The 13,595-nt window shown below is 62.5% G+C and carries 14 protein-coding genes; 12 read left to right on the top strand and 2 right to left on the bottom strand.

Annotation, left to right across the window (positions count from 1 at the left end; all coding sequences use genetic code 11):
• Nucleotides 1–891: universal stress protein (locus tag VEJ16_11355; protein HYB10260.1), on the top strand; the 891-nt coding region annotated here is incomplete at its 5' end.
• 139 nt (nucleotides 892–1,030) lie between these two features.
• Here VEJ16_11355 and VEJ16_11350 read toward each other — a convergent pair.
• Nucleotides 1,031–1,651 carry a glutathione S-transferase family protein gene (locus tag VEJ16_11350; protein HYB10259.1) on the bottom strand — a complete coding sequence of 207 codons (621 nt, stop codon included), beginning with the start codon at nucleotides 1,649–1,651 and terminating at the stop codon, nucleotides 1,031–1,033.
• Nucleotides 1,652–2,144: 493 nt separating this feature from the next.
• Between VEJ16_11350 and VEJ16_11345 the strand changes: the two genes are divergently transcribed.
• From VEJ16_11345 to VEJ16_11300, 10 genes are all read left to right on the top strand, one after another.
• Entirely contained in the window at nucleotides 2,145–2,306 is a 162-nt protein-coding gene (locus VEJ16_11345) for a Flp family type IVb pilin (protein HYB10258.1), read from the top strand.
• A gap of 170 nt (nucleotides 2,307–2,476) precedes the next feature.
• On the top strand, nucleotides 2,477–2,974 hold the full coding sequence (locus VEJ16_11340) for a prepilin peptidase (protein HYB10257.1): 498 nt from the start codon (nucleotides 2,477–2,479) through the stop codon (nucleotides 2,972–2,974).
• Nucleotides 2,975–3,027: 53 nt separating this feature from the next.
• Nucleotides 3,028–3,972, top strand: coding sequence for a Flp pilus assembly protein CpaB (cpaB, locus tag VEJ16_11335; GenBank protein HYB10256.1), 945 nt, complete (start codon nucleotides 3,028–3,030; stop codon nucleotides 3,970–3,972).
• Nucleotides 3,972–5,423, top strand: coding sequence for a type II and III secretion system protein family protein (locus VEJ16_11330; GenBank protein ID HYB10255.1), 1,452 nt, complete (start codon nucleotides 3,972–3,974; stop codon nucleotides 5,421–5,423). The genes cpaB and VEJ16_11330 overlap by 1 nt, the downstream gene beginning before the upstream one ends.
• Before the next feature lie 8 nt (nucleotides 5,424–5,431).
• Nucleotides 5,432–6,124: a CpaD family pilus assembly lipoprotein gene (locus tag VEJ16_11325; GenBank protein ID HYB10254.1), complete on the top strand. Its 693-nt coding sequence runs from the start codon at nucleotides 5,432–5,434 to the stop codon at nucleotides 6,122–6,124.
• The gene (locus VEJ16_11320) at nucleotides 6,121–7,374 is read left to right on the top strand and encodes an AAA family ATPase (protein HYB10253.1); all 1,254 of its coding nucleotides are present in this window, start codon (nucleotides 6,121–6,123) and stop codon (nucleotides 7,372–7,374) included. The genes VEJ16_11325 and VEJ16_11320 overlap by 4 nt, the downstream gene beginning before the upstream one ends.
• A gap of 9 nt (nucleotides 7,375–7,383) precedes the next feature.
• Nucleotides 7,384–9,039 (top strand): ATPase, T2SS/T4P/T4SS family, encoded by a 1,656-nt coding sequence (locus VEJ16_11315; protein HYB10252.1) that lies wholly within the window; start codon nucleotides 7,384–7,386, stop codon nucleotides 9,037–9,039.
• The gene (locus VEJ16_11310) at nucleotides 9,036–10,037 is read left to right on the top strand and encodes a type II secretion system F family protein (GenBank protein HYB10251.1); all 1,002 of its coding nucleotides are present in this window, start codon (nucleotides 9,036–9,038) and stop codon (nucleotides 10,035–10,037) included. Before VEJ16_11315 ends, VEJ16_11310 begins: the two co-directional genes overlap by 4 nt.
• Nucleotides 10,034–11,014 carry a type II secretion system F family protein gene (locus VEJ16_11305; protein HYB10250.1) on the top strand — a complete coding sequence of 327 codons (981 nt, stop codon included), beginning with the start codon at nucleotides 10,034–10,036 and terminating at the stop codon, nucleotides 11,012–11,014. Before VEJ16_11310 ends, VEJ16_11305 begins: the two co-directional genes overlap by 4 nt.
• Before the next feature lie 116 nt (nucleotides 11,015–11,130).
• Nucleotides 11,131–12,267, top strand: a complete 1,137-nt coding sequence (locus VEJ16_11300) for a serine hydrolase (protein HYB10249.1) — start codon at nucleotides 11,131–11,133, stop codon at nucleotides 12,265–12,267.
• Between the two features lie 26 nt (nucleotides 12,268–12,293).
• Here VEJ16_11300 and VEJ16_11295 read toward each other — a convergent pair whose 3' ends face one another.
• Entirely contained in the window at nucleotides 12,294–12,584 is a 291-nt protein-coding gene (locus VEJ16_11295; protein ID HYB10248.1) for a putative quinol monooxygenase, read from the bottom strand.
• Between the two features lie 535 nt (nucleotides 12,585–13,119).
• On the opposite strand from VEJ16_11295, the gene VEJ16_11290 reads away from it, so the two are divergent.
• A complete protein-coding gene (locus tag VEJ16_11290) occupies nucleotides 13,120–13,593 on the top strand; it encodes a hypothetical protein (protein HYB10247.1) in 474 nt (157 codons plus the stop codon).
• The last annotated feature ends 2 nt before the right edge of the window (nucleotides 13,594–13,595 follow it).

The raw sequence follows: 13,595 nt of genomic DNA, 5'->3' as shown, positions 1-13,595 counted from the left end.
GAACCGAGAAACGAAGAACACGGGGGCGCAATCATGAAAACGATTCTTCTGCCGCTCGAGGACAGTCCGGTCCTCCCGTCGATTTTGCAAACCACACTCCACGCCGCGCGAGTCTTCGGCAGCTACATGGAGGGCCTTCACGTCCGCCCCGGATTGACCGGCGTCGTCGCCGCGGGCGCTGAGGGCTTGGTCGCCGCCACCCCGGGCCTGATCGAAAGCTTCGAGCGCGAGGATCAGGCCCGTGCCCAACGCGTGCGGGCGGCCTTCGACGAGTTCATGCGGCAAAACAACGTGCCGCGCAGCCCTAGTATTGCACCGCAGCCCGGCCCGACATCCGGCTGGTACGAGGAAACGATTCAGGGCGAATCGACGATCGGCAGTCGCGGTCGGGTTTTCGATCTGATCGCCGTCGGCCGCCCCACGCGCGGCGGCTCAAGCTCCGCGATGAGCACGCTCGAAGCCGCATTGTTCGAGAGTGGCCGACCCCTCCTGATCGCGCCGCCGAACGCCCCGCAAAAGCTCGGTGAGCGAGTCTGCGTGGCATGGAACGGTTCGACCGAGACCGCGCGCACGATGGCATTTGCCATGCCCTTCCTCGTTCGCAGCAAGGATGTGCAAGTGCTTTTGATCGAGGGTGGCGGGGTGCCGGGACCGACCCCACAGGACGTGGCCAATTATCTCCTCAGAAACGGAGTCCCTGCCGCCGCGAAGGTTGCAAAGGCGATGAAGCGTAGCGTGGGCGAAGCCGTCCTCGCCGAGGCGGCCGATTGGGGTGCAGACCTCCTGATCAAGGGCGCCTACACCCAGAGCCGCTTGCGTCAGATGATTTTCGGCGGCACCACCAGCCATATTTTGGCTGAATCGACGGTCCCGGTCTTCATGGCGCACTGACGGCGGCGACGCACCCGCACTCGTCCTACCGAGACCGAAGCCGCCCCGGGAGTGCATAGCGTACTAAGTGCGGCGCCGGGATCGTTTCGGCGCCCGCACTCCGCCTCAACTTCCACGAAGGTCTAAAGACGCTGAGCGGTCACGCGACCTTGAGTGCTGCAGCCGTCGCCGGCCGGGCCGCCATCGTCGCCGCCCAGCGCTTGAGATTTTGCAGGCCTGGAGCTTTGTCGACGAGAGCCTGGCGGCCGAAGATCACCGGATAGAGTGCGAAGTCGGCGATCGTCGCCTCATCACCCGCAAGGTAGTCCGCCTCGCCGAGACGTTCGTCGAAGACCTTGCATTGCTCGATGAAGCGGCTTTCGAAAAATCCGACGACCGCGGGCACTTTGGTCGGCATCACGGCGGTGGAGAGGAAAATGCTCGTGCTGGCGGGTGCGAGGTCGGTCAAGGCGGCCATCGTCCATTGAACGGTGAGCGCGCGTGCCGCCGCCGCCTTCGGAACGAACTTTCCGGCCTTCTCCGCGAGATAGAAGAGGATGGCCCCCGATTGCTTGACCGTGGTCGCCGTCTTCCGCCCGATGCCGGGCGGGTCGACGATCACCGGCACCGTGCCGTGCGGATTGATCTTTAGGAATTCGGCCGGCTTGTTCGCACCCTTCCCGATTTCAATGATGTGCGCCTTGTAGGCGAGCTTGCACTCCTCGAGCATGATCGTCGCCCGGCGTCCGTTGCCGGTTCCCGCCGTATAAAGTTGAATCATCGAACTCCTCCGGAAATCTCGATTGCGCATATGGCGGCGCGCGTCTGGGCGCGCGTCACGTGGCGCGCATTCGATCATTTCATCCCGCATTTGTCGATGGGATTTCGCATGCTCGCATGCCAATAAGATAATTAAAACATATGCATGGCAACCCAAAGGGATAGCCGGGACGTGCGGCCTTCCCCAATATTTGCCGCCAAACTTGCGAGCGGCTCAATCCGTGCGGGCCGTTTCGTTTGTCCGCCGCAGCGGTTCCGAACCTCCTGACCGCACCGCTGCGGCGCATCGCCAGCAATCGAACTGAATATACTCCTAAAATTTTAGATAAAACCAGACTGTATTTTTCGAAAATGAATGTTTTATTCTAGATGCATTTTATAATACTTGGAGTCTTGATTTTTATATTGCATTTTATTTCGAAACTTAACCGCTTGTTAAATGTTTTGGCGCCAAATGTCCCCGTTAGCTTCACTTGGCAAGGGAGTACTTCGCTATGCTCAAGATGATCAAAAGCCTGCTGAAGGATGAGTCGGGCGCGACGGCCGTTGAATACGGTCTTATCGCGGCGCTCATCTCCGTCGCCGCCGTCGGCGTCATCAAGACCGTCGGCACCAACCTCACGACGACCTTCACCACAGTCGCGAATAACCTCTAATCGCCCGGGGGTTTCGGTCGTTCCCCGCCAGGACGGGCGGGGCACGGGAACAGCGGAGTGGGCATGGGAACCACCCCGCCCCCGTGCGAGCACCGCCACTCGCAGATAATGTACGGTAGCCGAGTGCGGTCGACCGCAAGCAACTGCCGCATGGAGAAAGGTAACGCGCCATGCTCGGCTTCTTTTCCCTCGATCAATTCATTGTTTTGAGCTTTCTCGGCCTCGCCGGCTGGGCCGCTTATTCCGATGCACTGTATTTTCGAATTCCCAACGCCGTGAGTCTCGGCGTGCTCCTGCTCTATCCGGCCCATGTGCTGGCGAGTGCCGCACCGATCGACTGGCCCGGCGCTCTGCTCATCGGCGCCATCCTGTTCGTCGCCGGGATCGCCGTCTTCTCGCAAGGCATCGCGGGCGGGGGCGACGTTAAATTCCTTGGTGCTGCCTCCCTCTGGGCCGGCACGAGCTACATTTTTCCTTTTCTCATCGTCATGGGAATGGCGGGAGGCGCTCTCGCAGCCGTGGTCTGGCTGGTCCGTGTCGGGCGCCATCTCAAACTTGCCTCAGGCGTGCCGATCGAGACGACCGGCTCCGTTCCAGTACCCTACGGCATCGCGATCACCGCCGGCGCGGCCTATGTCGCCATTCATTTTTTGTTAGCTGGAAACTAACGAAAAATTAGGCGGCAGGTCTTAGCGTGTGATCCGCATCGTGAGGGATTGTCATGAAGCCACGCGTATTCATTTTTGCGGCACTCGCCATCGTCATAGCCCTCGGCACGGCGCATGTCGCGCGGAATTGGCTTGCCGAGCAGCGAGCGGCGCTCGATGCGGAAAAGAAACCCGCGAAGGAAGCGCCGTACGTTCTGGTGGCGGCCAAGGATCTGCCGACCGGCAGCTTCATCCGCGTTGAAGATCTGCGCTGGCAGCCCTGGCCCAGCGATGAGCTGAGCGACAATTACCTTACTAAGGATAACGAGACCCCCCAGGCGCTCGTTGGCGCCGTGGTCCGCCTTCGCATCGCCGCGGGCGAGCCAGTCACGCAGGGCCGCTTTATCAAGCCGGGCGACCGGGGATTTCTCGCAGCCGTTCTCGAACCCGGCATGCGCGCCGTCTCGGTGCCGGTGACGGCGACTTCGGGCGTCGCGGGGCTCGTCTTCCCCGGCGACCGGGTCGATCTCATCCTGGCGCACGCCCTCAAGGACGATGACAACCCGAACGCCATGCCGCGCCAGGCCAGCGAGACCGTCCTGACCGATGTGCGCGTTCTGGCGGTCGATCAGACGACGAACGATCAGGACAATAAGCCCCTGCTCGCCAAGACCATCACTTTCGAGGTGACGCCGAAGCAGGTCGAGGTTATTGACGTCGCCGCCGAGCTTGGCAAGCTCTCCCTCAGCTTGCGCAGCCTGGCGCACCAGGGCGACAACGATTTCGATGCGCGGCTGCGCGGCCCCTCCTCGGTCAGCCACACGTGGGACAGCGACGTGAGCCCGCTCATCGCCAAGCCGGGCACTCACTCGAGTTTGCCGAATGCCCCGCCTGTCGTGACGATTCTCCGCGGCGAGGCGGCGAGCGGCGGCCATGCGCCTTCAGCACCCACCCCACCCCCCGCCGCAACGGCTGAAGGGGCGCCAAAGCCCGTGCAAGCCTCGACAGGAGTCAACTGATGTCCGCGCCCCGCGTTTTCGCCGCTCTCATCTTCGCGATCGCCCTAGCGCTCACGGGTGCGGCAGGTACGAGCCTTGCACAACAGATGGTGCCGCCGACGGGCGCGCCCATCGAGCTTGGGGTCAACAAGGGCACCCTCATCCGCCTCGATCACAATGCGGACACGGTGTTCGTCGCCGATCCCGAGATCGCCGACGTCAAGGTGAAATCGCCCAAGCTCATCTACCTCTTCGCCAAGCAGCCGGGCGAGACGTCTTTGTACGCGGTGGATAGCCAGGATCACGTGCTCTTCAACCGGCCGATCTCCGTGAAGCGCGATGTTGGAAGAATTCAGCTCGCCCTTAACCAGATGCTACCGAACAGCTCGGTCGATGTGGAGGCTGTCAACGGCTCGCTCGTGCTGGTCGGCAGCGTCAACTCTCCGCTCGAGGCGGAGGAAGCAAAGCGGATCGCACGGCCGTTCGTGACCGACGACAAGGAAATCGTCAACCACATCACGATTGATCAACCCAACCAGGTCAATCTGCGCGTGCGCGTCGCCGAGGTTCAACGCAACATCATCAAGCAGCTCGGAATCAACTGGGATGCAATCGGCCGCGTCGGCAGCTTCGCCTTCGGACTTGCGACCGGCACGCCGGCGACGACGATCCCGCTCATGACGACTTCCGGGGCCACCACGACGACGGGGAACTTCATTACCCGCAACGTCGGGCCGTCCGGCGTGCCGACGAACAGCTATCTCTTCGGCGTCAATACGCCCGACGTCAACGTCAACAGCGTGATCGACGCACTCGACCAGAATGGCCTCGTCAACATTCTCGCCGAGCCGAACCTCACCGCCATGTCCGGCGAGACCGCGAGCTTCCTGGCGGGCGGCGAATTCCCGATCGTGGTGCCGCAAAACACCAACCAGGTCACGGTCGAATTCAAGCCGTTCGGCGTGGCCCTCGCCTTTACGCCCGTCGTGCTCGAAAGTGGGCGCATCAGCCTGCGCGTGCGCCCGGAAGTGAGCCAGCTTTCGAACACGGGTGCCGTGCAAATCTCGGGCTTCACGATTCCGGCGCTCTCGACCAGGCGCGCGGAAACGACCGTCGAACTCGGCAGCGGACAGAGTTTCGCAATCGGCGGACTGCTGCAGAACAACATCACCGACACGCTCAACAAGGTTCCGGGGCTCGGCGAACTGCCGGTACTCGGCGCCTTGTTTCGCTCCGACAGTTTCCAGCGCAATGAAAGCGAACTTGTGATCCTCGTGACGCCCTATCTCGTGAAGCCGGTCTCCGACCGTCGCCTCCAGGGGCCGAATAGCGGCTACACACCGCCCAACGACGTCGATCGCATCCTGCGCGGCCGCAACGTGCGCCCGACCGAACCTGTCGGCGGCACCGCGCCAACGGGGGATGTCGATGGAAATAAGCTCATCGGCCCGGCCGGATTCAGCCTCAACTAGGAGCAGAGATGATGTTGCCGCGCGATTCAATGATGCTGTTCTTCCCGCTCCTCCTTGCGGCTGCGTTGCTCGTTACGGGCTGTCAGGACACGGAGCGTTGGACGCCGACCGAAGCGCCCAAGGAAAACCGCGTGGATTTCGTGACCATGGTGCACAAGGTCGAATTCGCGCCGGGTACCGCAAATCCGCAAACCGGCGAGGACCGCAAGCTCGCTGACTTCCTCTCGCAGGTCAATTTCGGCTATGGCGACCAGTTGACCCTGGATGCCGGCCCGAAGGCGAGCGACAAAGCGGCCGACCAGCTGGCCGAAAAGCGGCTCGATGCCGTTTCCAAACTACTTCACAAGATGCGCGCACCGGCCACCGTGGCGTCCCGTCCGAGCGTCGACGGCGCGCTCTCGCCAAACGCGGTCGTGGTGACGCTTGGCCGCTATGTCGTGACCCCGCCGGCCTGCCCCGACTGGACCAAGCCGGAAGCCGACGATTTCACCAATGTGCCGGCGAGCAACTATGGGTGTGCCACAAACACGAATTTCGGCCTGATGGTTGCAAATCCGGCGGAACTCGTTCGCGGCTCGTCCGAAGGCGGTGCCGATGGCGATTACGGTGCTACCGGCATCGAGCACTACCGCAACGGCGATGTCTCGAAATCGCTCAAGCCCGAATTGCCGAAGCTCTATAGCGGCGGAGGTGGAAATTGAATGCCCTTTCTCCTGTGCGTGGCGACAAGAAAACGGCGGTCGGACAGGCCGATACGGCGCCGCTTGCAGCCTTCGTGCATGACGACGACACGCGCGCGGCCCTTGCAGGCGCACTCGGCGCGGATTGGCCTACGACTTCGGTCGTGCTTGGCGGTGTCGAGCAGGCGATCGCACATCTAGCCGAAGACCCATCGGCGCGTTACCTCGTCGTCGATCTATCGGGTTCCGGCGATCCAATGTCCGAACTCGATCGGCTTGCCGAGGTTTGCGCGCCGGGAACGTCCTTGATTGCACTCGGCGAGCTCAATGACGTCGAGCTTTATCGCACCCTGCGCTCTGCCGGCGTCGCCGACTACCTGGTCAAGCCGGTGACCAGCGAAATGATTTCGGCTGCACTAAATACCGTGCGGCGGCGCAACGCCGCGGCGGCGGCCGAGCCCGAAAAAGCGCCGGCCCTGGCTTGCGAGGTCGTTGCCGTCGTCGGCGCGCGGGGTGGCGTGGGGGCTACGACCGTCGCAACGAACTTGGGCTGGTTTTTTGCGAATGACGAGCAGAAACGCACCATGGTCGTCGATTTCGACCTTCATAACGGTGCGGCCGCACTGGCCCTCGACGTCGAGCCGAGCCGCGGCCTTTGCGAGGTGCTTGAAAATCCCGATCGCATCGACGGCCTGTTCGTCGCGAGCGCCGCTTCGAATCTCGGGAATAACCTCTTTCTTCTCTGCGCCGAGGAGGCGTTCGACATACCGACCATGGCGCGTCCGGGTGCGATCGAGCTGCTCGCCAAGGAACTCCGCCACGACTTCGCCCGCGTCGTCATGGATTTGCCTCGAAGCAATATCGACCTCTTGCGGCAAGGCATGGGCGAGGCCAACACGATCCTGATCGTTACGGATTTCTCGCTCGTGGGCCTGCGCGACGCGAGCCGCCTAAAGGCATTCGCCAAGGCCAATGCGCCCACGGCAAAGATCATGATCGTCGCCAACCGCGTCGGAGCCGCCAAGAAGGGCGAGTTGCCGAAAGCCGAGGTGGAGAAGGCGATTGGCACGAGTCTCGGCACCGTGATTCCGGAGGACAGCTCCGGTGTCGCCAGGGCGCTCAATGGCGGCAAGCCGCTCGCCGTCGCCGCCCCAAGCAGCAAGGCGACCGCGTCCCTCAAGGGTCTCGCCCAGGCACTCGGCAAATCGAAGGGCAAGAAGCCGAGCTTTTTTGCGCGCTTGCTAGCGGGCATCAAGCCAAGCTCGAGCTAAGGACTCGCTGTGTTCGGACGACGCACCAGCGAAGCCGCCCCACCGCTTCGGCTTGTCGAGCCCGGCGCGGCCGCAAATAACGGGTCGGGCGCCACAGCGCAACCGGCGACGTCGCCGGCCGCCTCGCCTTGGGTGCTCGAAGCCAAAGGCAAGCTCGCGACCGTTGTACGCAACCTGCTACCTGCGGCCGACGCAAAGCGTCTCACGCGTGCTGAGCTTACCGAACTCATACAGTCCGTCGTCAAATCGTACATTGAAGAAAACGGCGCCAAACCGAGCCCGGCGGAAGAGCGGGCTGTGATCGCTGCACTGACCAACGAGGCCCAGAAACCGGCCGCCGCCACCGAAGTGTCGGGCGGACCCCTGCCCCACGTCGCCGAGCCGGTCGCAGCACCACCGACACCGCGCAGTCCGATCGACATCGCGAAGGAGCACATTCAACCCAAGTTGCTCTCTCGCGTCGATATCGCCGCCGCCTCCGCTTTGCCCCGCGATGAACTCGGACGCCAACTCGGCGAGATCGTCGCCGAAATCATCTTCGAAGAAAAAATGCAGCTCAACGCGCTCGAGCAGCGCGATCTCGTCACGAAACTGCTCAATGACATGCTCGGGCTGGGTCCGCTCGAACCGCTCCTCGCCGATGAATCGATCACCGATATCATGGTCAACGGGCCGCAGCAGGTCTATATCGAGCGCGGCGGCAAGCTCGAATTGACCGGCGTGCGGTTTCGCGACGACAGCCACGTCATGAATATCGCCACCCGTATCGTCTCTAGGATCGGCCGGCGGATCGACGAATCGAGTCCGCTGTGCGACGCGCGCCTGCTCGACGGCAGCCGCGTCAACATCATCATCCCCCCGCTCGCGATCGACGGGCCTTCGGTCTCAATCCGCAAATTCTCAAAGAAAAAGATTACGCTCGACGTGATGATGCGTCAGGGCAACATCTCGCCGCAGATGGCGACCGTGCTGAAGATCGGCGGCCGTTCCCGGCTCAACATCCTGATCTCGGGCGGTACGGGTTCGGGCAAGACCACGCTCCTCAATGCAATCAGCCAAATGATCGACGCCGGCGAGCGCATCGTGACCATCGAGGACGCGGCGGAACTTCAACTTCAGCAGCCTCACGTCGTCCGGCTCGAAACCAGGCCGGCGAATATCGAGGGCCAGGGCGAAATCACAATGCGCGAGCTGGTCAAGAACTCGCTGCGTATGCGCCCCGACCGTATCATCCTCGGCGAGGTGCGCGGCTCCGAAGCGGTCGACATGCTGCAGGCCATGAACACGGGCCATGAAGGAAGCCTCGGGACGATCCACGCCAACCGCCCCCGCGAGGCGCTGACACGACTTGAGAACATGGTCGGCATGGCGGGCATCAACCTGCCCTCCAAGGCCATTCGAACCCAGATCGCCGCCGCACTCGACATGATCGTGCAGGTGAGCCGCATGCGCGACGGCGTGCGGCGAATCACCCACATCATGGAAGTCGTCGGCATGGAAGGCGACGTCATCACCACGCAGGACCTCTTCCATTACGAAGTTGAAGGCGAAGGGCCCGACGGGAAGCTCATCGGCAAATATAAATCCTCGGGCCTGCGGCCGCACTTCACGCCCAAGGCCGCGTATTTCGGGCTCGACAAACCGCTCGTTGAGGCCTTGGCATGAACGAATTATTCAGCGATTTCGATGCGGTGACCACGGTTGTGAGCCTCGGCGGGGCCGCCGCCGTGGTGCTCCTGTTCCTGGGCATCGCCAGTTCGTTCAATCTCGAGCGCAAGCGGATCATGCGCCGGCTCGAGCGCACGCAGAAGGGCCCAACGCTTGCCACCGCGTCGTCGAAAATCACGGTCCGGATCGACGGCTCGGACAGCTCTATTCGCGGTTTTGACAGGCTTATCAAGCGAATAATGCCAAATCCCGAGAAGTTGCGCGAACGCCTGGCGAGAACGGGAAAGCGCATTTCGCTCGGCGAGTACGTACTCGCTTGCGGGTTGGTCGGCGTCATGACCTACCTGGTTCTCTCCGTCATTTTCGACCTGCCGGCAGTCGTCGGCACGCTCTTCGGTGTCGCACTCGGCCTGGGCCTGCCCTATCTCGTGGTCGGCTTTCTCGCGGAACGCCGGCTCAAGCAGTTCACGAACACGTTCCCGGAGGCGATCGAGCTTATCGTGCGAAGCCTCAAATCGGGCCTGCCGGTGACGGAGGCGATCAAGTCGGTGGGGGTCGAAATGGCGGATCCTGTCGGGGTCGAATTCCGCCGTATCGCCGACTCCTTCACCTTCGGGGCGACCCTCGATCAGGCCCTGTGGGCGGCTGTCCCACGGCTCGACACACCTGAGTTCCGGTTCTTCATCATCAGCCTTTCGGTCCAGCAGGAAACCGGCGGCAATCTCGCGGAAACCCTCGAGAACCTCGCGAACATCCTGCGCCGGCGCAAGCAGATGAGGAAGAAGATCCGGGCGATGTGCGCGGAGGCGCGCGCAAGCGCCATGATCCTCGGCTCGCTGCCATTCATCATTTTCGGCGCACTCCTCCTGGTCAACCCCGACTATGCGATGGTGCTCATCCACCATCCCAAAGGCCGATTGGTCCTTTTCATGGCCTGCTCCTCGCTCCTGACGGGGATTGGCATCATGTTCAAGATGGCGAGGTTCGAGATATGAACGCGCCCTTCTTCTTCGGCATTCCGTTCGACGACTTCCTCGCCTTCGCGGCAGCCGCGGCGGCGTTTCTCGTGCTGCTCGCCATCTGGCACGGCCTCGTCGTGCGCGATCCCTTTACCGCGCGCGTCAGAGCGCTCGAGGGCCGCCGGGATGCTCTCAGGGCAAACCTGCGCGTGAACCGCGGCCACGGCACGCGCAGCGATCTTCGCGAGTCAGGTATCGGCCTGGCCAGGCGCATCGTGATGCGCTTCAACCTTATTCGCGGCCAGCATTCCGAACGTATTGCCTTGAAACTCGCACGCGCGGGCAAGCGGTCGAAGGACGCAGTCATCGTCTATCTTTTCTGCAAGCTCGCCATGCCGTTCGTTTTGGGCGGCTACGCCATGCTCATGCTGAACCTGATGGATAAGGACTCGCTCAATCCCGGAATTCGCGCCCTGATCCTCTGCGGCGGATTCATCGTCGGACTTTATGCCACGGACATTTACCTGAGTAATGCAACCAAAAAGCGCGTGATTAAAATGCGCAAGGGCCTTCCGGACGCGCTCGACCTCCTGGTCATTTGCGCCGAAGCGGGGCTGAGCCTCGATGCAGCGTTGACGCGGGTTGGGCGCGAGATGGCCAATGCATGCCCGGAACTCTCGGACGAGTTCTCCTTGGCATCCCTCGAGCTTGGTTTCTTGCCCGATCGGCAAAAGGCGCTCAACAACCTGGTCGAACGCACGACGATGGCGGAAATCCGCAGCATCGTGAACAGCCTCATGCAGACCGAGCGCTATGGCACGCCGCTCGCGCAGTCGTTACGCGTCCTCTCCGCGGAGTTCCGCGACGACCGGATCATGCGTGCGGAAGAAAAGGCCGCGAAACTACCGGCCACCATGACCGTGCCGATGATCCTTTTCATCCTGCCGTCCCTCTTCATGGTGCTGGGCGGTCCGGCCGCGATCCAGACGATCGACACGTTATCGAAGTTGTAGGCGCTGGATCGAAGTTGTAGGCGCCGGACGACTTTACGCTGTCGGCCAATGCGATCCCGTGCGAGGATCGGCACTGCTCATGAGCGCTGCTCGAGAGCAGATCGGAAGTCACGCCCATGCCGACCATCGCCGATGAGACTTACGTCCCCCCACCCCACGGCGGTTCGTGGCTGCGCGCCGAGGCCGGGGAGACGGGGCTCGATCCCGCCGCAGTCGAAGCCGCCAAGGCCTACGCCGCGTCGCGCGAAACCCCTTGGTCGCGCGATGTCGAGAGTGAAATCGTGCGGGGCTTTTCCGAGCCGCCGCCCTGGAACGAGATCATCGGACCGGTCGCCCCGCGCGGCGGTCCCAACGGGCTCGTCCTCCACCGCGGCCTGATTGTCGCGGAATGGGGCGACACCGGACGCGTCGACATGAGCTTCAGTATCGCGAAAAGCTACCTCGGTCTCCTCGCCGGAATCGCCGTCGAGCGTGGCCTGATTCGAGATCTCGACGAGAAGGTGGCTCGGCTCGTCGACGACGGCGGGTTCGATCCACCCCACAACGCCAAGATCACTTGGCGCCATCTTCTCGAGCAGACCTCGGAGTGGGAGGGGACCCTGTGGGATAAACCCGACCTCATCGACCGCAATCGCGACCTCGGCAACGAGGCGAGCGCCAAGAAGGGAACGGCCAGGGAATTGCGCGAGCCGGGGGAATACTGGGAGTACAACGATATTCGCGTCAATCGCCTGGCCCTGGCACTCCTTCAGCGATTTCGGCGACCACTCCCCGAGGTCTTCCGCGAGGCGGTCATGGCGCCGATCGGGGCTTCGGCCGAGTGGCGCTGGCATGGCTACCGCAATTCTTTCGTCGAGATCGACGGGGTGAGAATGGAATCCGTCTCGGGCGGCGGCCATTGGGGCGGTGGCGTCTTCATGCATGCGCGGGATCACGCGCGCCTTGGCTTGCTCGCACTCCGCCGGGGCCGTTGGGGTACAGGCCAGCTCATCAGCGAGGCTTGGATCCGGCAGGCCACGACCCCGACCCGGCTCAATCCGCAATATGGGTTCTTCTGGATCCTCAACACCGGCCGGAAGCTTTATCCGAGCGCTCCGGCGGACGCCTACGGCGCCAGTGGGTCCGGCGGCAACCTCGTATGGGTCGATCCAAGCCACGATATCGTCGCCGTGCTCTGTTGGATCGATCCCGCGACCATCGACGGTTTCCTTGGACTTCTCGCCAAGGCGCTGCCCGACAAAGAAGGTCGATGAATCGGCCTTCAAGGAACAGGAGGCCTTCAGGAAATGAGTGTTGCGCGCGTCACGTCGAGTTCGTGATCGATCAACGCTTCCGCCCGCTCAATGAACCGCACGGTATGGGGCAGGCTCGCATGAAGCTCGAACGCGGCTTCGTCGCGCCAGCGTGAATGGATATAGAAGAGACGGCTGTCCCGGATCGAGTGGAAGGCGTGGATCTCCAGGCAGCCAGCCTCCGCCCGGGTGGGCGTCAGAACATCGAGGATGACGGCCTCGAGCGCCGCCTCACGCTCGGGCAGCGCGTGAAAGCGCGCGAAGATAACGATTTCCACGAACCACCTCCCTTTGTACGCCCCTCAGGGTTCGAGACGGCTGCCTCCGCTTTCCTTCACCGTCATGCCCGGGCTTGACCCGGGCATCCATGTCCTTGAAGCCGCCATTCCCTACGCGTGGATGCGCGGGTCAAGCCCGCGCATGACGAATGAAGAGATCGCACCCTCATGGTTCGAGACGGCTGCCCGGCGGCCGCCATAGCGGCCGCCTCTATGCGCGACGCACAAGAAGGCGCGCGAAGCGCGCCGGCAGTCTCCTCACCATGAGGATTCCTTTTATTTTTATCATCCTCATCCTGAGGAGGTGCGCAGCACCGTCTCGAAGGATGAGGTTTCCATGATCGGTTGTACATCACATAAAGATTCAACTTGATTCTTGACACGGGTGCCCCAGCGCGGCACGGTGCCCCTCGAAAAACGACGTAAATGCAATGGCTTAAATAAAGAATAGCTAAATTAGACCCCCCTCAATCCAACGCCTCGAACGCGCTTTTCCAAAAGACTTCGCGAAGAGAGCCAAGACAAGGACCGGTTCATGACGCACCGCATGCCCCCGCGCGCCCAACTCGGCAAGCGCCTTCTCGCCACGACCTCGGCGCTCGCCCTCGCCGTTGGGATCGGTACGGCCGCTCATGCCGGCAACGTCACCAATCCCAACCCGATCCCCAACCCGACGGTCACGGCGGGGCAGACGGTCTCGGCGATCGTCTTCAACGACGGCCAGACCCACACGGGCAGCATCGTCAACAACGGCACGGTGAACAGCGGCGAGACAGCAATCGCTGTGGCCGGACAAACAACGATCGCTGGCTCCCTCGTCAACAACGGCTCAATTACGGCTAAAAACGCCTTCGGTATCCTTGTCGTTGCTGCCGCCGTCAACGGCGGGATTTCGAACAGCGGCTCGATCTCCGCCGGGCGCGCCGGCATTATCATCAACTACGACGCCCAGCTCCAGGGCAGCTTCACGAGCCACACGATCTCGGCCGGGCTCAGGGTCAGGTTCTAGGG

This window comes from Alphaproteobacteria bacterium (genome assembly GCA_035625915.1).
Classification (GTDB): domain Bacteria; phylum Pseudomonadota; class Alphaproteobacteria; order JACZXZ01; family JACZXZ01; genus DATDHA01.
Note: the sequence above shows the minus strand (reverse complement) of the source record. Positions and strands in the feature narration are given on the sequence as shown.

What these genes read in the sequence shown, in the direction of transcription:
- VEJ16_11345 (HYB10258.1), top strand. Translation starts at nt 2,145, where the DNA reads ATGCTCAAGATGATCAAAAGCCTGCTGAAGGATGAGTCGGGCGCGACG.
- VEJ16_11305 (HYB10250.1), top strand. Translation starts at nt 10,034, where the DNA reads ATGAACGCGCCCTTCTTCTTCGGCATTCCGTTCGACGACTTCCTCGCC.
- VEJ16_11290 (HYB10247.1), top strand. Translation starts at nt 13,120, where the DNA reads ATGACGCACCGCATGCCCCCGCGCGCCCAACTCGGCAAGCGCCTTCTC.
- VEJ16_11325 (HYB10254.1), top strand. Translation starts at nt 5,432, where the DNA reads ATGATGTTGCCGCGCGATTCAATGATGCTGTTCTTCCCGCTCCTCCTT.
- VEJ16_11330 (HYB10255.1), top strand. Translation starts at nt 3,972, where the DNA reads ATGTCCGCGCCCCGCGTTTTCGCCGCTCTCATCTTCGCGATCGCCCTA.
- VEJ16_11350 (HYB10259.1), bottom strand. Translation starts at nt 1,651, where the DNA reads ATGATTCAACTTTATACGGCGGGAACCGGCAACGGACGCCGGGCGACG.
- VEJ16_11340 (HYB10257.1), top strand. Translation starts at nt 2,477, where the DNA reads ATGCTCGGCTTCTTTTCCCTCGATCAATTCATTGTTTTGAGCTTTCTC.
- cpaB (HYB10256.1), top strand. Translation starts at nt 3,028, where the DNA reads ATGAAGCCACGCGTATTCATTTTTGCGGCACTCGCCATCGTCATAGCC.
- VEJ16_11310 (HYB10251.1), top strand. Translation starts at nt 9,036, where the DNA reads ATGAACGAATTATTCAGCGATTTCGATGCGGTGACCACGGTTGTGAGC.
- VEJ16_11300 (HYB10249.1), top strand. Translation starts at nt 11,131, where the DNA reads ATGCCGACCATCGCCGATGAGACTTACGTCCCCCCACCCCACGGCGGT.